The sequence below is a fragment of the [Mycobacterium] fortunisiensis genome (genome assembly GCF_019050325.1).
Classification (GTDB): Bacteria; Actinomycetota; Actinomycetes; order Mycobacteriales; family Mycobacteriaceae; genus Mycobacterium; species Mycobacterium fortunisiensis.
Map to the genome: position 1 here is coordinate 185,753 of NZ_VOMB01000016.1, position 24,513 is coordinate 210,265.

At 67.1% G+C, this 24,513-nt stretch carries 23 protein-coding genes and 2 tRNA genes; 18 read left to right on the plus strand and 7 right to left on the minus strand.

The features are described from left to right. Positions 1-47 precede the first annotated feature (47 nt). From serA to FR943_RS11175, 4 genes are all read left to right on the plus strand, one after another. A complete protein-coding gene (gene serA / locus FR943_RS11160) occupies positions 48-1,634 on the plus strand; it encodes a phosphoglycerate dehydrogenase (RefSeq protein WP_217156933.1) in 1,587 nt (528 codons plus the stop codon). Further along, complete coding sequence (locus tag FR943_RS11165; RefSeq protein WP_217156935.1) at positions 1,631-2,641, plus strand: 3-isopropylmalate dehydrogenase; 1,011 nt, start codon at positions 1,631-1,633, stop codon at positions 2,639-2,641. Before serA ends, FR943_RS11165 begins: the two co-directional genes overlap by 4 nt. Before the next feature lie 99 nt (positions 2,642-2,740). Further along, positions 2,741-3,367 carry a dihydrofolate reductase family protein gene (locus tag FR943_RS11170; protein ID WP_217156936.1) on the plus strand — a complete coding sequence of 209 codons (627 nt, stop codon included), beginning with the start codon at positions 2,741-2,743 and terminating at the stop codon, positions 3,365-3,367. 58 nt (positions 3,368-3,425) lie between these two features. Beyond that, positions 3,426-4,085 carry a DUF2220 domain-containing protein gene (locus FR943_RS11175; protein ID WP_217156938.1) on the plus strand — a complete coding sequence of 220 codons (660 nt, stop codon included), beginning with the start codon at positions 3,426-3,428 and terminating at the stop codon, positions 4,083-4,085. Here FR943_RS11175 and FR943_RS11180 read toward each other — a convergent pair. Beyond that, positions 4,082-4,516 (minus strand): type II toxin-antitoxin system VapC family toxin, encoded by a 435-nt coding sequence (locus FR943_RS11180; protein WP_217158154.1) that lies wholly within the window; start codon positions 4,514-4,516, stop codon positions 4,082-4,084. The genes FR943_RS11175 and FR943_RS11180 overlap by 4 nt on opposite strands. Further along, the gene (locus tag FR943_RS11185; protein ID WP_217156939.1) at positions 4,513-4,752 is read right to left on the minus strand and encodes an AbrB/MazE/SpoVT family DNA-binding domain-containing protein; all 240 of its coding nucleotides are present in this window, start codon (positions 4,750-4,752) and stop codon (positions 4,513-4,515) included. The genes FR943_RS11180 and FR943_RS11185 overlap by 4 nt, the downstream gene beginning before the upstream one ends. A 235-nt stretch (positions 4,753-4,987) precedes the next feature. On the opposite strand from FR943_RS11185, the gene FR943_RS26390 reads away from it, so the two are divergent. The 3 genes from FR943_RS26390 to FR943_RS11200 all read left to right on the plus strand — a co-directional run bounded on the left by FR943_RS26390 (position 4,988) and on the right by FR943_RS11200 (position 7,929). Beyond that, complete coding sequence (locus FR943_RS26390) at positions 4,988-5,122, plus strand: DUF433 domain-containing protein (protein WP_246584969.1); 135 nt, start codon at positions 4,988-4,990, stop codon at positions 5,120-5,122. A gap of 25 nt (positions 5,123-5,147) precedes the next feature. Continuing rightward, positions 5,148-5,366, plus strand: coding sequence for a helix-turn-helix domain-containing protein (locus tag FR943_RS11195; protein ID WP_217156940.1), 219 nt, complete (start codon positions 5,148-5,150; stop codon positions 5,364-5,366). Positions 5,367-5,640: 274 nt separating this feature from the next. After that, the gene (locus FR943_RS11200; protein ID WP_217156942.1) at positions 5,641-7,929 is read left to right on the plus strand and encodes a hypothetical protein; all 2,289 of its coding nucleotides are present in this window, start codon (positions 5,641-5,643) and stop codon (positions 7,927-7,929) included. A 149-nt stretch (positions 7,930-8,078) separates the two neighbouring features. Here the strand turns inward: FR943_RS11200 and FR943_RS11205 are convergent, their stop codons facing one another. After that, positions 8,079-9,260, minus strand: coding sequence for an MFS transporter (locus FR943_RS11205; RefSeq protein WP_217156944.1), 1,182 nt, complete (start codon positions 9,258-9,260; stop codon positions 8,079-8,081). A gap of 85 nt (positions 9,261-9,345) precedes the next feature. Here FR943_RS11205 and FR943_RS11210 point away from each other — a divergent pair, with 85 nt between their 5' ends. The 5 genes from FR943_RS11210 to FR943_RS11230 all read left to right on the plus strand — a co-directional run bounded on the left by FR943_RS11210 (position 9,346) and on the right by FR943_RS11230 (position 13,169). Continuing rightward, positions 9,346-10,524 (plus strand): alpha/beta hydrolase family protein, encoded by a 1,179-nt coding sequence (locus FR943_RS11210; protein WP_217156946.1) that lies wholly within the window; start codon positions 9,346-9,348, stop codon positions 10,522-10,524. Between the two features lie 37 nt (positions 10,525-10,561). Beyond that, positions 10,562-11,362 (plus strand): fumarylacetoacetate hydrolase family protein, encoded by an 801-nt coding sequence (locus FR943_RS11215; protein WP_217156948.1) that lies wholly within the window; start codon positions 10,562-10,564, stop codon positions 11,360-11,362. Beyond that, the gene (gene gltX / locus FR943_RS11220; RefSeq protein ID WP_217156950.1) at positions 11,363-12,823 is read left to right on the plus strand and encodes a glutamate--tRNA ligase; all 1,461 of its coding nucleotides are present in this window, start codon (positions 11,363-11,365) and stop codon (positions 12,821-12,823) included. A gap of 141 nt (positions 12,824-12,964) precedes the next feature. Next, positions 12,965-13,039, plus strand: a tRNA-Gln gene (locus tag FR943_RS11225). Positions 13,040-13,096: 57 nt separating this feature from the next. After that, positions 13,097-13,169, plus strand: a tRNA-Glu gene (locus FR943_RS11230). Positions 13,170-13,421: 252 nt separating this feature from the next. Here the strand turns inward: FR943_RS11230 and FR943_RS11235 are convergent. After that, positions 13,422-14,123 (minus strand): IclR family transcriptional regulator, encoded by a 702-nt coding sequence (locus FR943_RS11235; RefSeq protein WP_217156951.1) that lies wholly within the window; start codon positions 14,121-14,123, stop codon positions 13,422-13,424. A 119-nt stretch (positions 14,124-14,242) separates the two neighbouring features. Here FR943_RS11235 and leuC point away from each other — a divergent pair, with 119 nt between their 5' ends. The 3 genes from leuC (at position 14,243) to FR943_RS11250 (ending at position 17,173) form a co-directional block, all read left to right on the plus strand. Next, entirely contained in the window at positions 14,243-15,697 is a 1,455-nt protein-coding gene (gene leuC / locus FR943_RS11240) for a 3-isopropylmalate dehydratase large subunit (protein ID WP_217156953.1), read from the plus strand. Between the two features lie 13 nt (positions 15,698-15,710). Continuing rightward, positions 15,711-16,304, plus strand: coding sequence for a 3-isopropylmalate dehydratase small subunit (leuD, locus tag FR943_RS11245; RefSeq protein WP_217156955.1), 594 nt, complete (start codon positions 15,711-15,713; stop codon positions 16,302-16,304). Between the two features lie 215 nt (positions 16,305-16,519). After that, positions 16,520-17,173, plus strand: a complete 654-nt coding sequence (locus FR943_RS11250; protein WP_217156957.1) for an HU family DNA-binding protein — start codon at positions 16,520-16,522, stop codon at positions 17,171-17,173. Positions 17,174-17,235: 62 nt separating this feature from the next. Here the strand turns inward: FR943_RS11250 and mutT1 are convergent, their stop codons facing one another. The 3 genes from mutT1 to cofC are packed head-to-tail and all read right to left on the minus strand — an operon-like array spanning position 17,236 to position 21,133. After that, entirely contained in the window at positions 17,236-18,171 is a 936-nt protein-coding gene (gene mutT1, locus FR943_RS11255; RefSeq protein WP_217156959.1) for an 8-oxo-(d)GTP phosphatase MutT1, read from the minus strand. Between the two features lie 41 nt (positions 18,172-18,212). Beyond that, complete coding sequence (locus FR943_RS11260) at positions 18,213-20,417, minus strand: RNA degradosome polyphosphate kinase (protein WP_372448112.1); 2,205 nt, start codon at positions 20,415-20,417, stop codon at positions 18,213-18,215. A 50-nt stretch (positions 20,418-20,467) separates the two neighbouring features. Then, positions 20,468-21,133 carry a 2-phospho-L-lactate guanylyltransferase gene (gene cofC, locus FR943_RS11265; protein ID WP_217156963.1) on the minus strand — a complete coding sequence of 222 codons (666 nt, stop codon included), beginning with the start codon at positions 21,131-21,133 and terminating at the stop codon, positions 20,468-20,470. Between the two features lie 81 nt (positions 21,134-21,214). Between cofC and FR943_RS11270 the strand changes: the two genes are divergently transcribed. The 3 genes from FR943_RS11270 to FR943_RS11280 all read left to right on the plus strand — a co-directional run bounded on the left by FR943_RS11270 (position 21,215) and on the right by FR943_RS11280 (position 24,502). Continuing rightward, positions 21,215-22,195, plus strand: a complete 981-nt coding sequence (locus tag FR943_RS11270) for an NAD(P)H-dependent glycerol-3-phosphate dehydrogenase (protein ID WP_217156965.1) — start codon at positions 21,215-21,217, stop codon at positions 22,193-22,195. 5 nt (positions 22,196-22,200) lie between these two features. Beyond that, complete coding sequence (locus FR943_RS11275; RefSeq protein ID WP_217158156.1) at positions 22,201-23,307, plus strand: cystathionine gamma-lyase; 1,107 nt, start codon at positions 22,201-22,203, stop codon at positions 23,305-23,307. A gap of 61 nt (positions 23,308-23,368) precedes the next feature. Next, positions 23,369-24,502: a D-alanine--D-alanine ligase family protein gene (locus tag FR943_RS11280; RefSeq protein ID WP_217156967.1), complete on the plus strand. Its 1,134-nt coding sequence runs from the start codon at positions 23,369-23,371 to the stop codon at positions 24,500-24,502. The last annotated feature ends 11 nt before the right edge of the window (positions 24,503-24,513 follow it).

The following is a 24,513-nucleotide window of genomic DNA, read 5'->3' on the forward strand; positions in this document are numbered from 1 at the left end:
CCGCACGCGGTGCGGGCGTGGTAGGGGCCACACATTAGGCTGGTCGCGTGAGTCTTCCCGTTGTTTTGATTGCCGACAAGCTCGCGGAATCGACCGTCGCCGCGCTCGGTGACCAGGTAGAGGTCAGGTGGGTCGACGGTCCGGACCGCGAGAAGCTGCTCGCTGCCGTGCCGGAGGCCGACGCGCTGCTGGTGCGTTCCGCCACCACCGTGGACGCCGAGGTACTGGCCGCCGCGCCCAAGCTCAAGATCGTCGCCCGCGCCGGCGTCGGCCTGGACAATGTCGATGTCGACGCCGCCACCGCCCGTGGCGTGCTGGTGGTCAACGCCCCGACCTCCAACATCCACAGTGCCGCCGAGCACGCGTTGGCGTTGCTGCTGTCGGCGGCCCGCCAGATTCCGGCCGCCGACTCCACGCTGCGTGAGCACACCTGGAAGCGGTCGTCGTTCTCCGGCGTCGAGATCTTCGACAAGACCGTCGGTGTCGTCGGCCTGGGTCGCATCGGCCAGCTGGTGGCCCAGCGGCTGGCGGCGTTCGGCGCCCACATCGTGGCGTACGACCCGTACGTGTCGTCCGCACGCGCCGCTCAGCTCGGCATCGAACTGCTGCCGCTGGACGAGCTGCTCGGCCGCGCCGACTTCATCTCGGTGCACCTGCCCAAGACCAAGGAAACCGCCGGCCTGCTCGGCAAGGAGAACTTGGCCAAGACCAAGCCGGGCGTCGTGATCGTCAATGCCGCGCGTGGTGGCCTGATCGACGAGCGGGCCCTGGCCGATGCCATCACCAGCGGCCACGTGCGTGCCGCCGGACTGGACGTGTTCGCCACCGAACCGTGCACCGACAGCCCGCTGTTCGAGCTGCCCCAGGTCGTCGTCACCCCGCACCTGGGTGCCTCGACCGCCGAGGCCCAGGACCGGGCCGGCACCGATGTGGCCGCCAGTGTGAAACTGGCGCTGGCCGGTGAGTTCGTGCCCGACGCCGTCAACGTGGGCGGCGGAGCCGTCGGCGAAGAGGTGGCCCCCTGGCTGGACCTGGTTCGCAAACTGGGTCTGCTGGTCGGTGCGCTCTCCGATGCGCCGCCGGTGTCGCTGACCGTGCAGGCGCGCGGCGAACTGGCGTCCGAGGACGTCGAGATCCTCAAGCTCTCGGCGCTGCGCGGGTTGTTCTCCGCGGTGGTCGATGAGCAGGTGACCTTCGTCAACGCCCCGACGCTGGCCGCTGATCGCGGCGTGGCCGCCGAGATCAGCACCGCCACCGAGAGTCCCAACCATCGCAGTGTGGTCGACGTGCGTGCGGTGCACGCGGACGGCTCGTCGGTCAATGTCGCCGGAACGCTGTCCGGGCCGCAGCTGGTCGAGAAGATCGTCCAGATCAACGGCCGCAACTTCGACCTGCGCGCTGAGGGATACAACCTCATCGTCCACTACAGCGATCAGCCGGGCGCGCTCGGCAAGATCGGCACGCTGCTGGGCGGCGCGAACGTCAACATCCTGGCCGCGCAGTTGAGCCAGGACGTCGACGGCGACAGCGCCACCGTGATGCTGCGGCTGGACACCGATGTTCCCGACGACGTGCGCACCGCGATCGCCGACGCGGTCGGCGCCAGCACGCTGGAAGTGGTCGACCTGTCATGAAACTCGCCGTAATCGCCGGTGACGGCATCGGTCCCGAGGTCATCGCCGAGGCGTGCAAGGTACTCGACGCGGTGCTGCCCGGGGTGGACCGCACCGAATACGACCTGGGCGCACGGCGCTACCACGCGACGGGGGAGACCCTGCCCGAGGGATTCGTCGAGGAACTCAAGGGCTATGACGCAATCCTGTTGGGCGCCATCGGCGATCCGTCGGTCCCGAGTGGTGTGCTCGAGCGCGGCCTGCTGCTCAACATGCGGTTCGCGTTGGACCACCACGTGAACCTGCGGCCGTCGAAGTTGTTCGCCGGGGTTTCCAGCCCGCTGGCCGGCAATCCGGAGATCGACTTCGTGGTGGTGCGCGAGGGTACCGAGGGGCCCTACACCGGCACCGGCGGCGCGATCCGCGTCGGCACCCCGCACGAGGTTGCCACCGAGGTATCGACCAACACCCGGTTCGGGGTGGAGCGCGTGGTGCGTTATGCGTTCGAGAAAGCCCGCGCGCGGCGCAAGCACCTCACCCTGGTGCACAAGAACAACGTGCTGGCGTTCGCCGGCTCGCTGTGGAAGCGCACCGTCGACGAGATCGGTACCGAATACCCGGACGTCGAAACGGCCTACCAGCACATCGATGCCGCGACCATCCACATGGTCACCGATCCGGGCCGGTTCGACGTGATCGTCACCGACAACCTGTTCGGCGACATCATCACCGACCTGGCGGCCGCGGTCTCCGGCGGTATCGGCCTGGCCGCCTCCGGCAATATCGATGCGACGGGCACCAACCCGTCGATGTTCGAGCCGGTGCACGGCAGTGCACCTGACATCGCCGGGCAGGGGATCGCCGATCCCACCGCCGCGGTGATGAGCGTGGCACTGCTGCTGACCCACCTCGGCGAGACCGACGCTGCGGCGCGGGTCGACAAGGCGGTCGGCGAGCACCTGGCCACCCGCGGTGACGCGAAGCTGTCCACCTCGCAGGTGGGCGAGCGGATCCTGTCGCTGCTCTAACTGTGCGTTGGCGCTGCGGTGAGGGCTTGCGTTCCTCGCACTTTCGCGCCCTCACCGCAGTCTCGATGAGTTTTGTGGTGTCCACGGGTCGGTATGGGCATGGGACTCATCGACATCGAACTGTTCACCACCCTGGACTTCGTCGGGCAAGCACCCGGTGGCCCCGACGAAGACCCTGACGGGTTCGCGTTCGGGGGCTGGCAGGCGCCCCTGATCGACGAGGTGGCCGGCGCACAGATCGGCGCTTCGTACGAAGGCACTGACGCGCTGCTGTTGGGCCGGCGGACCTACGACATTTTCGCCGGATTCTGGCCGCACCAGGAGGACGGCGAGGACGCGGAGTTCGCCGCGACGTTCAACCGCATCCCGAAGTATGTGGCGTCGCGTGGTAAGCCGGATCTGTCCTGGGCGGGGTCAGTGCAGTTGGGGCCGGATCTGGTCGACGCCGTGCGTGCGGTGCGTGACCGGCACGAGAAGATCAAGGTTGTCGGAAGCCTCGACTTCGTGCAAACCCTGTTGCGGGAGAAGCTCTTTGACCGACTTCACCTCTGGGTGCACCCGATTGTGCTCGGCTCGGGGAAGAAGGTGTTCGACGGTGGCGCGGTGCCGACGAACCTCACGCTGCTCGGGCCTGCGCAGACGAGCCCGAACGGCATCGTGTGCCTGCGGTACGGGCTTGCCGAGGGGACTCCGGCGACGGGAGATATGAGCGCCCCGGATCAGTAGGGCAGACCCGGCGCGCCGTGCCCCTTCATCTCGGCCCTCTGTTGGCCATCCAGCTTCGATGTTTGATGGCCGCCTTGCGGGCCTGTTTGGCCAGTGCCCGGTCGGGCAGGTGTCGTCCCAATGCGTCGAGTACCGGCGCGGTCTCGGGTGCGGGATGACGCCAGAAGGACTCCAGCATGTGGTCGGGGTCGTGGCCGTGCAGGAACTGTTCACACAAGAGGTCGGGCTCGTCGATAACCTGAGACAAGATATCGACCATTACTGCAGGGGTGATGAAGCCACCGACCCCACCCTTGGCCTTGCTGCGTCCCAGGTGCTGGTTGTCGAAAATTTGCAGACTCTAGAGGCGCTGCCTGACGTGCCAGGCACGATTGCCGTGTTCGGTTGGGGCGACAATTCAATCGCGGTGGCCAGATTCCCCTGGGTGCAAAATGCACGGAGCGTCATCTACTGGGGCGATCTGGATCCGGAGGGTTTCGACATCCTGGCCCGGTTCCGTGCTGAATGTCCTTGTGAGAGTTTGCTGATGGATCACGACAGCGTGGAGCGTTGGCGTGATTTCGCGGTGCCACACGCTGCGGATGGGTCAGTAGATGTGGCGCGGCTTACCGAGCACGAACGCGCAGCACTGGACGTGCTGCGTCGTGATGGTCTACGCCTCGAGCAGGAACGCATTCCGATGGGCGCCGCGGTGGAGCTGTTGATGTTGGCTGATTAGGGGGAAGGGCTGTCAGCCAGCACTTCCGTATTCGCCCCGAGAGCATCGTAAGTTGCTTTGGCTCGCGCATCGCGGGTGGCCAGGACAGCACCATGCTCGCGAGCGGCCAATGCGACCAGGCCGTCATAGGTTGCGCCACCGGCGATGTTTCTGCGGGCGAATTCACGATGCGCACTACGTGCTGCGCGTGCACTGAGCTGAAGTGAATCCGGGAAGTTCTCATCGATCAACGCCACGGCGTCAGCAGGGTCGACGCGAGCGTCGCCGGGCAGGCGGGTCAGGACGGAATAGGTTTCAGTCAGTGCATGGCCGCTGAGCCCGAGGCGTCGGCCCTTCGCCCACTGCGAGACCGTGACATGCTGCGGGTGCGAGGTCACCAGTAACGGCACCGCGACGCTGGTGTCGATGGCGGTGACCGGCGACGACGTCAGCGTCGTCCCGAATCGATGAGCGCGAACATCATTTCATCGGTGACAACGGTGTCCGTCTTGGCGACCAGGCGTCCGTCCTCATTCCGCTCGAGGCGCGCAGTGCGTCCTCCCGGCACGATCTGTAGTCCACGGCCATACGGTGATATGTCGACGGTCGAACCAGGCGTGAGCCCCAATGCGTCGCGCAGTGACTTGGGTAAGACAATCCGGCCGCCCGAGTCGATGACAGCTTCCATGGGAATAGGCTACCAATGAAATCCCATTTCTGGGTTCGTGCTGGTCCGGGCTGTTCCAGCTGGTAAACGGCTGTCGCGCAGGGGGCCTTGATTGCCTGTGGCCGCCGCTGACTCAGGGTCCACGAGCGCGCTATCATCGAGCCATGGCCCAGCTCGGGCGTGTCGCTAGTGACCCGGCCATGGTCAGCTGACTGTTTGCGGTTTGCGGTACCCGGTGTCGAGGATCCTCGAATTGATGGCGTCCGGGATGAGCAACGATGAGATCTTGGCCGACTATCCGGATCTGGAGGCGGATGATCTGGCGGCGGCGCTGGAGTTCGGGGCGCTGGCGGCTGGACGGCGGCGCGTTCTGCCGTTTGACGCGGCGTGAGGTTCCTTATTGATGCTCGCCTCGGTTGAGGCGGTTACTGGACTTGCGCGAGGCGCGCGGGCTGACTCAGGAGTACGTCGCCGAAGCCTCGGGGATGAGCCGCAACCACTATCAACTGTTGGAGAACGGGCTCAGCAACCGCAAGACCAAGCGGCCGGCGAATCCGCGGCTGTCGACCCTGGTGGCGTTGAGCGACGTACTGGGCGTCTCGCTGCCAGAACTGATCGAGGCAATCTTCGCCTGAAGGCATATCTCGGTGTCACTGGTACCTGCGACTGCCGGCAGCGTCCCGAACGCCACTAGGACGCATTCCTATGTGTAGCTATGAGCGGGCTGTGCATTTCTGAGAACCGCGGCGGGGGTGCTGGTGGCCGGGAATCGCACTGAGTAGTGTTTAGTTCTACTTATTAGTTGTGGCGGCTGTGGGTGCATGGCCACCGCCCGATAGGCATACAAACCTTCCGAGTTCTCGCGGTCGAAGCGGAACTACGGCAGCGGACACAGTTCAGGAGGTCGACGTGACGACGCTCAGTCCGCCACCCGTCGACGAGTTTCAGGGATACGAGCCACCGACCGAACCCGTTCCGCAGCGCCGCAAGCGCCTGTCGCGTGGACGCAAGGCGGTCATCGCCGGTGGACTCGCGGTTCTACTGGTGGCCGGTCTGGCTGTCGCCTCGTACCAGGCGCCGCCAGGTGGCACGTTGTGGGGCATCGGAAAGGCGGTGTTCCCCGGCCACGCGCAGGACGTCGCGCTGACCGCGGTCGTCACCCACCTCAAGCGGGCGCAGGACATCCTGGACAGTGGACAGCAGCCCACCCCCGCCCAGCTGACCGATGCCCGCAGCGCGCTCAACGACGCCAAGCGGGGCTTGGACTACGTCTCGCCGTCGCCTGAGCGGACCAGCATGCAGAACCTCTATCTGCAACTCACACAACAACTTCTGCAGTACACGCCGGGCTCGGTGCAGCAGCTACCGGATCTTCCGGCGCCGCCGGCCGAATTGCCCGACGCGGCCGCGTTGAGTGCGACCGCACCTACCTGGGGATACGTCGACCAGCAATCTGCTGACTATCTGCCACCACCGGACGGGGTTCCCTACAACCCTGCACCCGACTGGCCGCAGCCCGTTGAACCGCCCTTGACGGCGAACATGCAGTACCTCGGTTACTACGATCCGTCCTGGGGAGCGCTGTACGGCTACAACTCCTACGACTGGTACAACTACGGTCTCGCCGGCTACAACCAGTACGGCTACGACTTCCTGGGATATGACCGGTGGGGCTACGACCGCTGGGGTTATGACCGGTGGGGGTATGACCGCTGGGGGTACAACTGGTCCGGCTACACCTGGGCGGGCTACGACCGCCACGGCTGGGATCGCGACGGACGCAACGAATGGGGCCAACGCCGCGGATTCCCGCGTGACCCGCGTAATCACGACTGGTACCACCGGCATCATCCGTACCGGCAGCATTACGAGTGGAGGTTCCACAACAGCGACCCGGTGTACCGCCGCGCGCAGTGGGACCGGGCTCATGGCTTCAACCCCCATCGGTATCAGGACTGGAACAAGCACCGGGATTGGCACAATCCACGCAAGCGCGACTGGACACCGCGGCCGCATGTGGCGGATATCGCCAGGCCGCACGTCGCGCCGCCGGTGGTGAACTTGAATACCTCACTGGCCGAGTTCATTTCCAACGACAGGGCGACGGCAGCCGCCCGGCCGTTGATGCAGAATCTTGCGGCCAAGTCGCCGCGCGACTTCGCCAGGGACCTCACCGCGCGGCCCGGATCCGACGGGCGGCCGGAGCTGTTGACGCCGGGCAAACGCTTGATCGTGGGTGACCTCACCACGAGGACTGGTCAGGACGGGCCGCGCGCCCTGTCCCCGTCGCATCCGGACCGGCGCGCGGGCCTGCCCGGCGAGCACGATCAACCGTCCCTCAAACCACCGGCGTTGACGGCCCCTGCGCCGAAAGCACCGCCGTCGAAGGTGTCACCGGATTTCGTCGTGCCCAAACTTGCGCCGGCGCCGGAATACAAGCCGCCGACGGTTTCCGAACCGCAGGGAAAGCCTGGGCGGGCCAACCGCGGACCGGCCGGGGACCCGGATCATTCGGCGGGACCGGATGCGATACCGCCGCGGGCTGATCTACCGCGCCCTGACGTGACGGCGCCGGGGGAGCGCAACGCGGGTCCGGATCGGCCCGTCGAGGTGCCGCGTGAGGCGCAACCTCGTGGACCGGCGCCGGATGGGAAACGTCCGGAACGTCCATCGGCGCCGGATCGACAGGAGCCGCAACAGCGGACCGAGCCCAAACACTCGGCGCCGGACGCTCCGGACCGTCCAGCGGCGCCGAATTGGCAAGGGCCGCAACAGCGGACCGAACCTGAACACTCGGCACCCGAACCGCCGGCGCAGTCCGCCCCGGAGCCCCAGGTGCCCGCTTGGCAGCCGCCGGCCCGGCAGGAAGCGCCGAAGCAGGAGCCCCCGCGGCAAGCACCTCAAGCTCCGGCCTGGCAGCCGCCGGCCCGGCAGGAGGCTCCGAAGCAGGAGGCGCCGCGGCAGGCGCCTGAGGCTCCGGCCTGGCAGCCGCCGGCTCGGCAGGAGGCTCCGAGGCAAGAGCCCCCGCGGCAGGCGCCTCAGGCTCCGGCCTGGCAACCACCCGCTCGGCAAGAATCGCCGGCGCATGGCGGGGGCGGCCCCGGACACGGCGGTGGCGGAGGGCACGGTGGCGATCGTGGAGGACATGGTGGCGGTGGCGGAGGGCATGGCGGGGCACCGCCGTGGCTACCCCGCTGACGGCAGCGTGGTAGATCTGTCGCCGCCCGTGGCTGAGCAGTTGACTAGCACGCTCGTCGTGGCGATCGACGCTGCGTCCAGGGCGTAGAAGTGCGAGTGGCTCAGGCCCTCAGCGCAGAATCAATCTCCGGAGCAGGGCCAGAAGCCGCTCAGGGGGTCGGATCGGCCGGCACCAAGGGTGCCGCCAACAACGGCAACAACGCACACACCGCGAACGCCGCCGGATAGCCCGCCACCCCGATCAGGGCGCCGAACAGCGGCGCCGAGCTGGCGGTGGCCAGGTGTTGGCTGGTGTTCTGGGTGCCCAGCGCGCGTCCGCTCCAGAACGGGCCGGCGATCTCTGCGATCGCGGTGAACGCCAAACCGTTGTCGGACACCGTGATCACCGAGGCGATCACGATCAGCGCCACACTGATCGGGGAACCCAGCCAGTCGGTGAGCGCCAGCAGCCCCATCGTCGCCGCGGCCGCCAGCGCGATGGCCCGGATGGGCCGCAGCCGCTGTCCGACCACATCCGACCACCTGCCGGCGGCGACACGCCCTGCCGCGCCCAGCAATTGGGCCACCGTGACCAGCGTGCCGGCTGAGGCCGCAGACCAACCCCGATCGCTCATCAACCACACCAGGGTGAACGTCCACACCATGCCCTGCGGCACCACCAGCAGCACCGACACGGCGTGGATGCGCCACAACACATTCGAGCCCCGGTATGGATTGGCGAGGTGCTCGGCGGGCGCTTCATGGCGGGCCGGCCGTGGCGGATCCAGCACGCCCACAGCGCAGATCACCGCCGAGAGCACGCATGCCGCGGCCGGAAACAGCAACGCGGTTGTCACACCATGGGACTCGGCCAGGCGTGGAATTACCAACGCGCCCAATCCAACTCCCAAAGGCGTTGCCGTCTGGCGGATTCCCATGGCCAGCCCGCGTTGTTCGGGAGGGAACCATCCGACCACCACGCGTCCGCTCGCGGAATTGCTACTGGCCGCTGCCATTCCACCCAATAGGAGGAACACCCCGACCAGCACCAGGGAGTGCGACGCGGCGGCACCGAACGCCGCGGCGGCGGTCAGTGCCGACCCGACGGTCAGCACGATCCGTTCGCCCACCCGGTCGACGACGTAGCCCCAGGCGATCAGGGTGAGCACCAGCCCGAAACTGGGCATCGACGACAGCAGTCCGGCCTGGGCGAGGTCCAGGCCCCGTTCAGTGTGCAGGGTGGGGATGAGGAACGCCGCGCCGTTGATGAAGACGTTCGCACAGGTGGTTGCGGTGAGCGCGATCGCCAGCATCGACCAACGACGGAACGTGCCGATCGACGAAACGGGCATGCGGCCATGGTGTCACGGATATCTCATAATATTGAACTCATATTCCAAAATATGAGATACCCGGGCGTGTATATACCCTGGGGCGGTGAAGTCATGGCTGGTGGCAACCATTTTGGCGATCTCGGCACTGACGGTGGCGCCGACCGCATCGGCGGCCACCCCGGACTGGTCGGGCCTGGACGCCCGGCACTATGTGGCGCCGATCCCCGCGCCCGGAACCCTGCTCGAGGTCGTCGCACTGAATCCGCAGCTCTCGGTCCAGGGCGCGGCCAGCGCGTATCGCATCCTCTACGCGACTGTCGACCAACACTATTCACCGGCGCTCAGCACGGCGGCGGTGTTCGTCCCGCGCGGCCAGGCGCCTGACGGCGGCTGGCCCACCATCGCCTGGGCGCACGGCACCGTCGGCCTCGGTGATGACTGCACGCCCTCGGCGCAGCCACGAAGCGACCGGGATGACGAATACCTGTCCCACTGGCTCGACCAGGGCTACGCCGTCGTCGGCTCCGACTATGCCGGGCTGGGCACGCCAGGGCTGATGAGCTATCTCAACGGGGTGGCCACCGCGCACAGCGTCGTCGACTCGGTGATCGCCATGCACCACATGGACCTGCCGCTGTCGCCGAAATGGGCCATCGTCGGCCAATCCCAGGGCGGCGGGGCGGCGGTCAACAGCGCACGGTGGGCCACCGAGTTCAGCCGGGGTACCGGGCTGGACTACCGCGGCGTGGTCGCCACCGGCACACCGTTCAACGTCGAGCGCATCGTCGAGCGGGCCGGGCCGTACATGGCACTGCCGCCCAACCTGGGGCCCGCGGCCAGCAGCTACACCGGCTACATCCTGGCCGGGGTCCGTGAGGCGCGGCCCGATCTCGACATCGACAGCGTGCTCACCCCGGCCGGGCTGGACGCGGTCAACGAGGCCGAGACGCTGTGCAAGCCGCAACTCGACGCACACCTCGCCGGCATGACGCCGACCGGATACTTCCGCGCCCCGCTGGACACTCTGCCCGGCGTCGACGCGGCGCTCGACGCCTATCTGAGCACGCCGACCAGCGGCTACGACCGGCCGATCTTCCTGGGCGTGGGACTGCTCGATCGCGATGTCCCGCCGAACATGACCCAGCAGCTCGCCGATCAGCTGCGCGCCAACGGTCAGGACGTCACCCTCAAGGTCTATCCCGACGAAGATCACTCCGGCACCGTGCTGGCGTCGGTGCCGGACTCCACCCCGTTCCTCGCCGCGGCGTTCGGCGGGAGCTGACGGCAATCGTCTGCGGTGCCGTCATTACGCTTGACGAATGCGCTTAGGTCGAATTGCCAGCCCCGACGGTGTCGCGTTTGTCAGTGTCGAAGGCGACGGTGCAGACACCGTCTGCAAAGAGATCGCCGAACATCCTTTCGGCAATCCCAACTTCACCGGGCGGAGCTGGCCGCTGGCCGACGTCCGGTTGCTGGCACCCATTCTGGCGAGCAAGGTTGTGTGCATGGGCAAGAACTACGCGGCCCACGCCGAGGAGATGGGTGGGGTGGCGCCGGAAGATCCGGTGATCTTCCTCAAGCCCAATACCGCGATCATCGGGCCCAACGTGCCGATCCAGCTGCCTGCCGACGCCAATCCCGTGCACCACGAGGGGGAGTTGGCGATCGTCATCGGCCGGCCGTGCAAAGACGTGCCCGCCGCGCGTGCCGCCGAGAACATCCTGGGTTACACCATCGCCAACGACGTGTCCGCGCGCGACCAGCAGGCCAAAGACGGTCAGTGGATGCGCGCCAAGGGGCATGACACGTTCTGCCCGGTCGGCCCGTGGATCGTCACCGACCTGGATCCCTCCGATTTGGAGATCCGCACGGAGGTGACCAGTGGAATTGCCGGCACCGCCGGCGGCGAGATCCGCCAGCGCAGCCGAACCTCCCTGATGATCCATGACATCGGTGCCATCGTCGAGTGGGTCTCGGCGGTGATGACGTTGTTGCCGGGCGATCTGATCCTGACCGGAACCCCCGAGGGCGTCGGGCCGATCGAAGACGGTGACACGGTGAGCGTCACCGTCGAAGGCATCGGCACCCTCACCAACCCCGTTGTGCGCAAAGGAAAGTAAATGACGAACGCCCCAGTTCGGGTCCGATTCTGCCCCTCGCCGACCGGCACCCCGCACGTCGGGTTGGTCCGTACCGCACTGTTCAACTGGGCCTATGCCCGGCACACCGGCGGCACTTTCGTGTTCCGGATCGAGGACACCGACGCCGCGCGTGACAGCCACGAGAGCTACGCCGCGATCCTCGACGCGCTGCGTTGGTTGGGTCTGGATTGGGACGAGGGCCCAGAGGTCGGCGGCCCCTACGAGCCGTACCGGCAGTCGCAGCGCAGCGAGATCTACCGTGACGTGATCGCCCGGTTGCTCGAGGCCGGCGAGGTCTACGAGGCCTATTCGACACCCGACGAGGTCGAGGCCCGCCATATCGCAGCCGGCCGCAACCCAAAACTGGGTTACGACAACTACGACCGCGACCTCACTGACGAGCAGCGCCAGGCATTTGCCGCCGAAGGCCGCAAGCCGGTGCTGCGGCTGCGGATGCCCGACGAGGATCTGAGCTGGACCGATCTGGTGCGTGGGCCGGTGAGCTTCCCGGCCGGCTCGGTGCCGGATTTCGCCGTCACCCGGGCCAACGGAGATCCGCTGTACACGCTGGTCAATCCGGTCGACGACGCGCTGATGAAGATCACCCACGTGCTTCGCGGCGAGGACATCATGCCCTCGACGCCTCGGCAGATCGCGTTGTACCGCGCCCTGATGCGGATCGGTGTGGCGGAGCGGGTTCCGGAATTCGCCCATTTGCCAAGCGTTCTCGGCGAGGGCAACAAGAAGCTGTCCAAGCGCGATCCGCAGTCGAATCTGTTCCTGCACCGCGACCGCGGCTTCCTGCCGGAGGGCCTGCTGAACTACCTGGCGCTGCTGGGCTGGGGCATCGCCGACGATCACGATGTCTTCAGCCTCGACGAGATGGTGGCCGCCTTCGATGTGACCAACGTCAACTCCAACCCCGCGCGGTTCGACCAGAAGAAGGCCGATGCGATCAACGCCGAGCACATCCGGCTTCTGACGCCAGCGGATTTCACCGCCCGGTTGCGCGCGTACCTCGACGCCCACGGCCATGACACCGGCTTGGGCGACGACGCTTTCGCCGAGGCCGCCGCCCTGGTGCAGACCCGCATCGTCGTATTGGGTGATGCGTGGGGTCTGCTGAAATTCTTCGACGACGGCTCCTACGAGATCGACGAGAAGTCCGCGGCCAAGGAGCTCAAGCCCGAGGCTGCAGCGGTCCTGGACGCCGCACTCGGCGCGCTGGAGGGCATCGGGGAGTGGAACACCGCCAACATCGAGGCCGCGCTCAAGGCGGCGCTGCTGGACAGTCTGGAGCTCAAGCCTCGTAAGGCCTTCGGGCCGATCCGCGTCGCTGTCACCGGTGCCACCATCAGCCCGCCGCTGTTCGAGTCGATGGAGCTTTTGGGCGCCGATCGCAGCCTGGCGCGGTTGCGTGCCGCCCGGGCCACGCTGTGAATACCCGGACGGACGGGGCTTGGTAAAGCAGACCGAAAATCTTTGGTAGTCTGCTCGTCGGCCCGGAAAGCAAAGCAGGGGAGCCCCCGGCGGAGCTGATCGGATCGAAATTGCCCGTGACCTGCGGTAATGGGCGATCAGTGGGGTATGGTGTAATTGGCAACACAGCGGTTTCTGGTACCGCCATTCTAGGTTCGAGTCCTGGTACCCCAGCCAACTACTGGATTAGGTCAGCGAGATCGCCTGAGCTATGCTGACCATCCGGAAGTCCTAGCCCCCGTCGTCTAGCGGCCTAGGACGCCGCCCTCTCACGGCGGTAGCGTGGGTTCGAATCCCATCGGGGGTACAGAAGTAAAAGCGCCCAGTTCATACGAACTGGGCGCTTTTGCGTTGTGGGGTCCTTGAGGCGTCGGCTCGGTCGTCACGCCGCCGGTTTGTCACGCTGGAGTGGCTCTGGGTGTCGAACGTCACTCTGGCGTGACGCTCGCGGCGAGGACGCTCGCCCAGTGACGCTCGCGGAAAAGGCGCTCACCAAAGAACCCCCCTCACCAAAGAAACCCGCACCGACGAGACACCCGGCCATCTGCTGAGATTCGTCTCACAGTCGACGGGTGAGTGCCTCGGCGGCGGCGAGCAGATCGGCGGCCCACCGCGCGCCGGGGCGCCGGCCCATCCGGTCGATCGGCCCGGACACCGACACCGCGGCGATCACCGCCCCTCGTCCGTCACGCACCGGCGCAGAGACGCTGGCCACGCCGGGTTCCCGTTCGGCGGCGCTCTGGGCCCAACCGCGCTTTCGGACCTCGGCCAGGGTGCGATCGGTGAATTTCGCCAGCGGCAGTACCGCCTGCTGGGTGGCCGGGTCGGCGTAGGCCAGCAGCACTTTGGCTCCTGAGCCGGCCGTCATCGGAAGGTGGGTCCCCACCGGAACGGTGTCGCGCAGCCCGGCCGGCGGCTCCAGCGCCACCACGCACACCCGGGACTGCCCTTCGCGGCGGTACAGCTGCACGCTCTCGCCGGTGATTTCGCGCAGCCGAGGCAGCACGGCGGCGCCGGCCGCCAGCAGCGGATCGTTGACGTGAGAGGCCAATTCGGTCAGTGCCGGGCCCAGGCGCCAGCGGCCGTCGCCGTCACGGGCCAGGAGCCGGTGCGTCTCCAGGCCTGCGGCCAGCCGGTGTGCGGTGGCGCGGGGAAGCCCGGTCCGTTCGCAGAGTTCGGCCAGCCCACAAGGTGACTCGGCCACGGTGTGCAGCACACCCACGGCTTTGTCGAGGACGCCGATGCCGCTATCATTTCTCACAGAGAGATACTAACGTCTCGCATTCTGAGATGACAGATGAGATGGCGACAGTACCTCCCAGCCCTGGCGGACCCTTGATGCAGCCCCGCATTCGCCGTGAATCGAATTGAGAACTAGCGATGGACCAACCGACACAGACATCCGTGAAGCCGCGCACCCTGGCCGAAAAGGTTTGGGACGACCATGTCGTGGCGCGTGGTGAGGGAGAGGGCGCAGCTCGCGAGCCCGACCTGATCTACATCGACCTCCATCTCGTCCACGAGGTCACCAGCCCGCAGGCGTTCGACGGTCTGCGGCTCGCCGGCCGCCCGGTGCGGAGACCGGACCTGACGATCGCCACCGAAGATCACAACGTGCCCACGATCGACATCGACAAGCCGATCGCCGACCCGGTGTCGCGCACCCAGGTCGAGACGTTGCGCCGCAACTGCGCGGAATTCGGTATCCGACTGCACCCGATGGGCGACGCCGAGCAGGGCATCGTGCACATCATCGGACCGCAGCTGGGGCTGACGCAGCCGGGCATGACGGTGGTGTGTGGCGACAGCCATACCTCGACCCATGGTGCGTTCGGCGCCATCGCGATGGGTATCGGCACCTCCGAGGTCGAGCACGTGATGGCCACCCAGACGCTGCCGCTCAAGCCGTTCAAGACCATGGCGGTCAACGTCGACGGCGTACTGCCGCCCGGAGTGAGCGCCAAGGACATCATCTTGGCCGTCATCGCCAAGATCGGCACCGGCGGCGGGCAGGGCCACGTCATCGAATACCGGGGCAGCGCCATCGAGGCGTTGTCCATGGAGGGCCGGATGACGATCTGCAACATGAGCATCGAGGCCGGGGCGCGGGCCGGCATGGTGGCCCCGGACGAGACGACGTTCGAGTTCCTCAAGGGCCGCCCGAATGCCCCCACGGGTGCCGACTGGGACGCCGCTGTCGCCGCGTGGCGGCAGTTGCGTACCGACGAGGGTGCTGAATTCGACACCGAGGTCTACCTGGACGCCGCTTCGTTGAGCCCGTTCGTCACCTGGGGAACCAACCCGGGGCAGGGGGTTCCGCTGTCCGCATCGGTTCCCGATCCCGAATTGATGGGCGACGACGGCGACCGGCAGTCGGCGGAGAAGGCTTTGGCCTACATGGATCTTCGACCCGGGATGGCCATGCGTGACATCACGGTGGACACGGTGTTCGTCGGCTCCTGCACCAACGGGCGCATCGAGGACCTGCGGGTGGTCGCCGACGTGCTGCGGGACCGCAAGGTGGCCGACGGGGTGCGGATGCTGGTGGTGCCCGGTTCGATGCGGGTCCGGGCTCAGGCCGAATCGGAAGGCCTCGACCAGATATTCACCGCCGCGGGCGCCGAATGGCGGCAGGCCGGCTGCTCGATGTGTCTGGGCATGAACCCTGACCAACTGTCGCCCGGGCAGCGCTGCGCGTCGACGTCGAACCGGAATTTCGAAGGCCGGCAGGGCAAGGGTGGCCGTACCCACCTGGTCTCACCGGCCGTCGCCGCGGCCACCGCCGTGCGCGGAAAACTGGCGTCCCCTGCCGATCTGCCCGCCTCGACCCACTAAGAGGAGCCCCAGAATGGAAGCATTCAGCACTCACACCGGCATCGGCGTCCCGCTGCGGCGGTCCAATGTCGACACCGACCAGATCATTCCCGCGGTCTATTTGAAGCGGGTCACCCGAACGGGTTTCGAAGACGGACTGTTCGCCGCATGGCGGACTGATCCGTCGTTCATTCTCAATCTCCCCCCATTCGACAAAGGTTCCGTGTTGGTGGCCGGACCCGATTTCGGCACCGGATCCTCACGCGAACATGCCGTCTGGGCGCTCATGGACTATGGCTTCCGGGTGGTTATCTCGTCCCGTTTCGCCGATATTTTCCGCGGCAACGCCGGCAAGGCCGGGCTATTGGCCGCCGAAGTGGCTCAAGACGATGTCGAGCTCTTGTGGAAGCTCATCGAGCAGAATCCGGGGCTGGAAATCACTGTGAATCTTCAAGATCGAAATATCGTGGCGGGAACGGTCGTGGTGCCGTTCAGGATTGACGATTACACGGCCTGGCGGCTGCTCGAGGGACTCGACGATATAGGCCTTACGCTGCGGAAACTCGATCAAATCGAGGATTACGAGACGCATCGACCGGCCTGGAAGCCGCGCACTCTGCCGGCCTGATTTCAGGGGTGGAAAGGGCGCCTCGGCGCCCGAATTCGCCGCCTGCCTAACCGGTTCTGGACCCTCCCGGCAGGAGTCCAAGTGGGGCAAGCGGATTGCCGGATTGTTCGCTAGCTACGCCTGAAATTGCGCGTGGCTCTTGGAAATCAGTGGTCACAGGGTTTACCGTGTCCTCTAGTCGGTCCAAGGAGGACCACTGGTTTCGGAGGTTTTGGATGAACAAAGCGGAGCTCATCGACGTACTCACAACCAAACTGGGCACCGATCGTCGGCAGGCTACCGCCGCGGTGGAGAACGTTGTCGACACCATCGTCCGTGCGGTGCACAAAGGCGAAAGCGTCACGATCACCGGATTCGGTGTTTTCGAGCAGCGTCGCCGCGCTGCCCGTGTGGCGCGGAACCCGCGCACCGGCGAGACGGTGAAGGTCAAGCCCACCTCGGTGCCGGCATTCCGTCCCGGCGCGCAGTTCAAGGCGGTTGTTTCTGGGGCGCAGCGTCTCCCGGCCGACGGTCCAGCCGTCAAGCGCGGGGTGACAGCGGGCCCGGCGAAGCGCACTGCTGCCAAGAAGACCGCAGCCAAGAAGGCTCCGGCCAAGAAGGCCGCGACCAAGGCGCCCGCCAAGAAGGCCGCAGTCAAGAAGGCTCCGGCCAAGAAGGCGGCAGTCAAGAAGGCTCCGGCCAAGAAGGCCGCAGTCAAGAAGGCTCCGGCCAAGAAGGCCGCGACCAAGGCGCCCGCCAAGAAGGCCGCTGTCAAGAAGGCTCCGGCCAAGAAGGCTGCGACCAAGGCGCCCGCCAAGAAGGCCGCGACCAAGGCACCTGCCAAGAAGGCCGCGGCGAAGAAGGCCCCGGCCAAGAAGGGCCGCAAGTAATTCCGGTAAAGGCACGTCGTGAGCCGAAGGTCAGCTCACGACGTGCCTTTCTGCGTGTCTACTCAGCTGCCGTTGGGTAGCGGACTGCCCAGGTGATCGGCGGCGATCAGGCGGTCGTCCACCATCGACAGCACCCACATGCTGCCCTTGCGGTTGCCGGTGGTCTGCGGGCGCACATGCGCGCGTGCGCACCACCAGGAGATGAGGTCGGGAATCACCTTGCCCTGCGTGCAGATCGCCGGCGTTCCCGCCCGCGCCGCGAGTTCGAGGATGCGGTTGCGCCCGGCCTTGTGATCGGAGCTGTACGCCTCCTCGGTCAGCGTCGGCTCGTTGTGGATGTCGACCCCGAGTTCCTGGGCCAGCGGCTCCAGGGTCTGATGACAGCGCAGTCGATCGGCCGCGTAAAGCGTTGTGGCACCGAATGCCACTAATTGGCCGACCAGAGCCTCGGCTTGTGCCCGGCCTTTTTTGTCCAACGGCCGCTTGCGATCGTCACCCTTGAACCGCGACCGCCGTCCGGCCGCACCGTGCCGGACGATCAGCACGGTTTTCGTATTTGGCGGGTGTTTTACGAAGCGTTGCAACATTTTTCGGTCTTGCGGGTATTGCAGTTGATCGGCCGCCGCGGTCACCGGAAGCCAGATGAGCTTGTCCACCTCGTCATTGGGCGTGAAATCGCCACCGGTGGCGCGGGCCGCCCAGTACCAGACACGTTTGGTGCCCGCCGGGATGTCGTAGGAGATCGAGCCGAGCCGCCGACCGAGCTGTGCGGTGTACCCGGTCTCTTCGTGGACTTCGCGTACCGCGGCCACCGGATCGGTTTCGTCGAACTCGACTTTCCCCTTGGGCAGCGACCAATCGTCGTAGCGTGGACGGTGGATGACGGCCACCTCGGTCGCCATGGTGCCCGAGGCGTCGTCACTGGCCCGCCACAACACCGCACCCGCCGCGGGCACGACAGCGGAACCGGTTTTCGCCGATCTCGTGTTGTTGGACACCTAGACTCCTGTAGGTCAGCTACCGGCCCGGGTCCGGTCGGTCAGGGATGTCGATGACGTTCCATCAGCGACACCTGGTGGTCGCGAACTGTCTGTCCCTCCTGGGGCAGCGCCGTCCAATGACCATCGTGGCGCAATTCCCAGCACCGGGTGGCCGGATCCATCGCGGACTCGAACACGTCGCCCAGTTGCGCGGTCAAACGTGGATCCTTGACCTGAGCCATCACCTCGACACGGCGGTCGAGATTACGATGCATCATGTCGGCGCTGCCGATCCAGAACTCGTTGATGGCGCGGAAGTGAATAATCCGCGAGTGCTCCAGGAACCGCCCAAGGATCGAGCGCACGGTGATGTTGTCGGAATACCCGGGCACACCGGGGCGCAGCGCACAGATTCCGCGTACCACGATCTCCACCGGGACACCGGCCTGTGACGCTCGGTACACCGCGTCGATGACCTGTTCGTCGACCAACGCGTTCATCTTCATCCGGATGCCCGCGTCGGCGCCGTCCCGGTGAGCGGCGATCTCGCGGTCGATGCGCTCGATGATGCCTTTGCGCACGCCGCGCGGGGCGACCAGCAGGTTGCGGTAGGCGTCCTTGCGTGAGTAGCCGGTCAGCGAGTTGAACAGGTCGGTCAGGTCGGCCCCGATGTCGGGATCGGCGGTGAGCAACCCGACATCTTCATACAGCCGCGCGGTTTTCGGGTTGTAGTTGCCGGTGCCGATGTGGCAGTAGCGCCGGATCGTCGACCCTTCGCGGCGCACCACCAGACAGGTCTTGCAGTGGGTCTTGAGCCCGATCAGGCCGTAGACCACGTGGACACCGGCCTGTTCCAGCTCCCTGGCCCATTTGATGTTGGCCTGTTCGTCGAAGCGGGCCTTGATCTCGACGAGCGCCACCACCTGCTTGCCCGCCTCGGCCGCATCGATCAGGGCGTTGATGATGGGCGAGTCACCGGAGGTGCGGTACAGCGTCTGCTTGATCGCGAGCACGTTGGGATCGGCGGCGGCCTGCTCGATGAACCGCTGCACGGTCGTGGAGAACGAGTCGTAGGGATGGTGTACCAACACATCCCCGTCACGCAGCGTCGAGAAAATGCTCTTGGGCGTCTCGCGCTCACCGAAAGCCGGTGGGGTGGCGGGCACGAACGGCCGGTCCTTGAGCGCGGGCATGTCCACGGCGTAGATCTGCCACAGCGCGGACAGATCCAGCAGACCGGGCACCTCGATCACGTCGCCGGGGGCCACATCCAGTTCCCGCAACAGCAATTCGAGCATGCTCTCGGTCATGTCGTCGGACACTTCCAACCGCACGGGCGAGCCGAACCGCCGACGGGCCAGTTCCCGCTCGAGTGCCTGCAACAGGTCTTCGTCGCGGTCCTCTTCGACCTCGAAGTCGGCATTGCGGGTGATCCGGAACGCGTGGTGCTCGACGATCTCCAAGCCGGGGAACAACACCGGAAGGAACGTCGCGATCAGTTCCTCCATCGGAAGGAACCGCACCACCGTCGACCCATCGGCGGGCGGGCTGAGTTCCACGAAGCGGCCGACGTTGTCGGGCACCTTGATCCGGGCGAAGTGCTGTCCACCGTCCTCGGGTTGGCGGACGGTGATGGCCAGGTTCAGGCTCAGCCCGCTCACGAAGGGGAACGGGTGCGCCGGGTCCACCGCCAGCGGGGTGAGGACCGGGAACACCTGCTCGTGGAAGTAGGTGGACAGCTTGGCGCGTTCGGTCTCGTCGAGTTCGGCCCAGTTGACGATGACGATGCCCTCTTCGGCCAGCGCCGGGCGGATCGAGTGCAGGAACACCTTGGCATGGCGGTTGGCGATCTGCTGGGTGCGCTCGTTGATCCGGCGCAACTGCTCGCGTGGGGACAGTCCATCGGCGGAACGCACCGACAGCCCCATCTCGTCGCGGCGTTTGAGCCCGGCCACCCGCACCATGTAGAACTCGTCGAGATTGGACGCGAAGATCGCCAGGAACTTCAGGCGTTCGAGCAGCGGCATCGACGGGTCGGCGGCTACCGCCAGGACGCGGGCATTGAAGTCCAGCCAGCTCAGCTCGCGGTTGAGGTAGCGGTCGTCGGGCAGGGCGTTGTCCACCGCCGGTGCGGTCGCCGCCGGCGGCACTTCGGGTGTCGGTGACTCGCCGGAGGGCCCCGATGCGGCTGCGGCGGTGTCCGGTTGGGAGTCCGACCGGGTCCCAGGCTCGGCTTCGGTAGCTTCGCTCATTTGTCCGATCATTCCCTATCTGCCGGGTTCGCGGCTACTCACTGACAACTCCGCGCCGGCACTCACCGGCCACGTGTGCCCAGTGCCCGGGCGGTGGCGGTGCCGACGCCGAGGCGCCGGGCCACCTGCAGGTCGTCGGGTGTGTCGATGTCACAGCGCAGACCGGGCCAGGCGCCGGTGAGCTCGATCGCGCCGGAGTGACGATGGCGCGCAGCTGAATCGGCCCCGAAGTGGGGGGCCAGCGCGGTGCCGAAGGCGAACAGCGCCGACGTGCCGGTGCCGTGTCGATCGCCGACGAAGCTGCGCTGGTGGGCCCGGGCCGAGACCAGTGCCTCGGCCAGCTCCCGAGGTTGCAGGGCGGGTAGATCACCTTGGAGCACAACGATATTCGGTGCATGGGTGCGAAGCTGCGCCTCGGCGGTGCGCAGCGCGTTGTTGAGTGGGTCGCGGTGACCGGTCGGCGTCGGATCCACCAGTACCGCCGCACCCAGTGCACGCGCGGCCTCGGCCGCCGCATCGTCGGGGGTGACGACGGTGACGGGGGCGACGGTGGACGCCGCGGTGAGGGTGTCGACGAGCATGGCCAACACCACGGCCTCCCGGGTGGCTGCCGAGAAGATCGGGGCCAGCCGGGTCTTGGCGGCCGACAGCCGTTTGACCGCGATCACCAGTGCGACGTCGGTGGCCTGCGTTGCTGCGGCGGCGGTGTCACTTCGGGAGCCGCTCATGGGTTCATCCTGCCAGCCGCGCTGTGGCGGCGCGGCGCGCAGCCGCCGGGATAGGGTGAACGGGTGGTAGAGGCTGCGGTTATGGGTGCAGGTGCGTGGGGGACCGCGCTGGCCAAGGTGCTGGCGGACGCGGGCAATCCGGTGACGATGTGGGCGCGACGCCCCGAGGTTGCCGACGAGATCAACACCGCTCACCGCAACAGTCGCTACCTCGGTGATGTCGTGTTGCCGGCCTCGATCCGGGCCACCACCGATGCGTCCGAGGCGCTGTCCGGGGCCTGCACTGTGCTGCTGGGTGTTCCGGCGCAACAGCTTCGGGCGAACCTGGAGGGCTGGAAGCACCTGATCGGTGACGACGTGACGCTGGTGAGCCTGGCCAAGGGCATCGAACTCGGCTCGCTCATGCGGATGAGTCAGGTCATCGTCCAGGTGACCGGCGTCGACCCGTCCCGCGTCGCGGTGGTGACCGGGCCGAACCTGGCCAGCGAGATCGCCGACGAGCAGCCGGCGGCCACCGTCGTCGCGTGCAGCGATTCCGGCCGCGCGGTCGCGCTGCAGCGCGCGCTGGCCACCGGATACTTCCGCCCGTACACGAATGCCGACGTCATCGGCGCCGAGGTCGGTGGGGCCTGTAAGAACGTCATCGCGCTGGCCTGCGGCATGGCGGTGGGCGTGGGGCTGGGGGAGAACACCGTGGCCGCCATCATCACCCGCGGACTGGCCGAGATCATGCGGCTGGGTATCGCGTTGGGCGCCACCCCCGCCACATTGGCCGGGCTGGCCGGGGTCGGGGACCTGGTCGCCACGTGTACCTCCGGGCATTCGCGCAACCGCACATTCGGCCAGCGGCTGGGCGAGGGCGGCACGATGGAATCGGCGTTGATCGCGGCGGGCGGACATGTGGCCGAGGGAGTGGCCTCCTGTGAGTCGGTGCTGGCCCTGGCCTCCAGTTATGGCGTGGAGATGCCGTTGACCGACGCTGTTCACCGGGTGTGTCACAAGGGATTGTCGGTTCACGAGGCAGTGGCATTGTTGTTGGGGCGGAGCACCAAACCGGAGTGAGCGATATGGGCGGCGTGTACGGAGATTCCACCCGGAGCGTCAAAGCCGTTGGCCTGGAATCGGTTCCGGGGCATCCGGTGGCGCCCGTGCCAGTGCCGGCCTCCGCGTTTCACCTCTCGCCGGACGAATCCGAGCCGTTGGACAGTTACGGTCGCAGCTCCAACCCGACGTGGCGGCAGCTGGAGAAGGCGCTGGCCGAACTCGAGGGGGCGGCCGCCGCGCTCACGTTCGGTTCGGGCATGGCGGCGATCACCTCGGTGCTGCGGGTGCTGGCCAGGCCCGGCGCCACCCTTGTCGTCCCGGCCGACGGCTACTATCAGGTCCGTCGCTATGCGGCGGAATATCTTGCCCCACAGGGGATCACGGTCGTCGAGGCGGATGTGGCCGGCATGTGTGCGGCGGCCGCCGGAGCCGACGTGGTGCTGGCCGAGACCCCGGCCAACCCCGGACTCGACGTGGTAGACCTGCACCGGCTCGCGATGACCTGCCGCGCCGAGAGTGCCACGCTCGTCGTCGACAACACCACCGCGACACCGCTGGGTCAGCAACCGCTGTCCCTCGGAGCCGATCTCGTGGTGGCCAGCGCCACCAAGGCACTGTCGGGACACAGCGATCTGGTGGCCGGCTACGTCGCAGGCAGCCAACCCGAGCTGATGGCCGCGGTGGAGCGTGACCGGCTGCTGGCCGGGCCGATCCTGGGCGCGTTCGAGGCCTGGCTGGTGCTGCGCAGCCTGGGCAGCGCCGGACTGCGGTTCGAACGGCAGTGCCAGAACGCGGCGGCGCTGGCGGTGATGCTGCGCAACCATCCCGCGGTGCGCTCGGTGCGTTATCCGGGGCTGCCCGACGATCCGTCCTATGAGCTGGCGGTCGGCCAGATGAAGCGATTCGGCGGACTGGTGTCGATCGAGCTGGCCGACGCCGCGGCCGTGCACGCCCTGGTGCAGCGCAGCGCGCTGCTGATCGCCTCCACCAGCTTCGGTGGCATTCACACCTCGGTGGACCGGCGGGCCCGCTGGGGTGACCCGGTACCGGACGGATTCGCTCGCATCTCGGCCGGCATCGAGGACACCGACGACCTGCTGGCCGACGTCGGACAGGCCCTTGAGGGGTGAAATACCAGGTCAGGATGCACCGAACGGCAGTAGCGGACCGGGACGGTAGCCTCTCTAGGTTGTGACTGCCCGCAATCAGACCGGATCCCGTACCCGCGTCGCCGTCGTCTACGGCGGGCGTAGCTCTGAGCACGCGATCTCCTGCGTCTCGGCGGGGAGCATCTTGCGCAACCTCGACCCGGAGCGGTTCGAGGTCATTGCCGTCGGGATCACGCCCGGCGGGTCGTGGATGTTGACCGACGGCCGGCCCGAGACCCTCGCGATCACCGACGGTCAGTTGCCCGAGGTCACCGAGACCTCCGGAACCGAGCTGGCGCTGGCCGCCGCCCCCAACCGCAGTGGCCAACTGCTCGCCCTGAGTAACGGCCCCGGCGAGCTGTTGGCCGCCGTCGATGTGGTGTTCCCGGTACTGCACGGGCCCTACGGCGAGGACGGCACCATCCAGGGGCTCCTGGAGCTGGCCGGGGTTCCGTATGTCGGCTCGGGTGTGCTGTCCAGCGCCGCCGGGATGGACAAGGAGTTCACCAAGAAGCTGTTGGTGGCCGAGGGGCTGCCCATCGGTGATTTCGTGGTGTTGCGGCCCGGGCGCGACGGATCTGCCGCCACGCTGAGTCTCGACGACCGGGAGCGCCTCGGCCTTCCGGTGTTCGTCAAACCCGCCCGCGGCGGTTCCTCGATCGGTGTCAGCCGGGTGGCCGAGTGGGATGAACTGCCCGCGGCGATCGAACTCGCGCGACGCCATGACCCGAAGGTCATCATCGAGGCCGCGGTGCCGGGCCGGGAACTGGAATGCGGTGTGCTCGAGTTCGCCGACGGCCGGGTCGAGGCCAGCACCGTGGGCGAGATCCGGGTGGCCGGAGTCCGCGGGCGCGAGGACGGCTTCTACGACTTCGCCACCAAGTACCTCGTCGATGCGGCCGAGTTGGATGTGCCCGCCAAGGTCGACGACGACATCGCCGACGAGGTGCGCCGGCTGGCGGTGCGTGCCTTCACGGCGATCGACTGCCAGGGGCTGGCCCGCGTCGACTTCTTCCTCACCGACGACGGCCCGGTGATCAACGAGATCAACACCATGCCGGGATTCACCACCATCTCGATGTTCCCGCGGATGTGGGCGGCCAGCGGTGTGGACTACCCGACGCTGCTGACCGCGATGGTCGATACCGCGCTGGCCCGCGGTACCGGCCTGCGCTGACGCGCGTCCGG

Bases quoted from the DNA above. Each gene is read 5' to 3' on its own strand.
- FR943_RS11165 (WP_217156935.1), top strand. From the start codon at position 1,631: ATGAAACTCGCCGTAATCGCCGGTGACGGCATCGGTCCCGAGGTCATC.
- FR943_RS11170 (WP_217156936.1), top strand. From the start codon at position 2,741: ATGGGACTCATCGACATCGAACTGTTCACCACCCTGGACTTCGTCGGG.
- FR943_RS11175 (WP_217156938.1), top strand. From the start codon at position 3,426: ATGTTTGATGGCCGCCTTGCGGGCCTGTTTGGCCAGTGCCCGGTCGGG.
- FR943_RS11185 (WP_217156939.1), bottom strand. From the start codon at position 4,752: ATGGAAGCTGTCATCGACTCGGGCGGCCGGATTGTCTTACCCAAGTCA.
- FR943_RS26390 (WP_246584969.1), top strand. From the start codon at position 4,988: ATGGCGTCCGGGATGAGCAACGATGAGATCTTGGCCGACTATCCGGAT.
- FR943_RS11205 (WP_217156944.1), bottom strand. From the start codon at position 9,260: ATGCCCGTTTCGTCGATCGGCACGTTCCGTCGTTGGTCGATGCTGGCG.
- FR943_RS11215 (WP_217156948.1), top strand. From the start codon at position 10,562: ATGCGCTTAGGTCGAATTGCCAGCCCCGACGGTGTCGCGTTTGTCAGT.
- gltX (WP_217156950.1), top strand. From the start codon at position 11,363: ATGACGAACGCCCCAGTTCGGGTCCGATTCTGCCCCTCGCCGACCGGC.
- leuC (WP_217156953.1), top strand. From the start codon at position 14,243: ATGGACCAACCGACACAGACATCCGTGAAGCCGCGCACCCTGGCCGAA.
- leuD (WP_217156955.1), top strand. From the start codon at position 15,711: ATGGAAGCATTCAGCACTCACACCGGCATCGGCGTCCCGCTGCGGCGG.
- FR943_RS11250 (WP_217156957.1), top strand. From the start codon at position 16,520: ATGAACAAAGCGGAGCTCATCGACGTACTCACAACCAAACTGGGCACC.
- FR943_RS11260 (WP_372448112.1), bottom strand. From the start codon at position 20,417: ATGATCGGACAAATGAGCGAAGCTACCGAAGCCGAGCCTGGGACCCGG.
- cofC (WP_217156963.1), bottom strand. From the start codon at position 21,133: ATGAGCGGCTCCCGAAGTGACACCGCCGCCGCAGCAACGCAGGCCACC.
- FR943_RS11270 (WP_217156965.1), top strand. From the start codon at position 21,215: ATGGGTGCAGGTGCGTGGGGGACCGCGCTGGCCAAGGTGCTGGCGGAC.
- FR943_RS11275 (WP_217158156.1), top strand. From the start codon at position 22,201: ATGGGCGGCGTGTACGGAGATTCCACCCGGAGCGTCAAAGCCGTTGGC.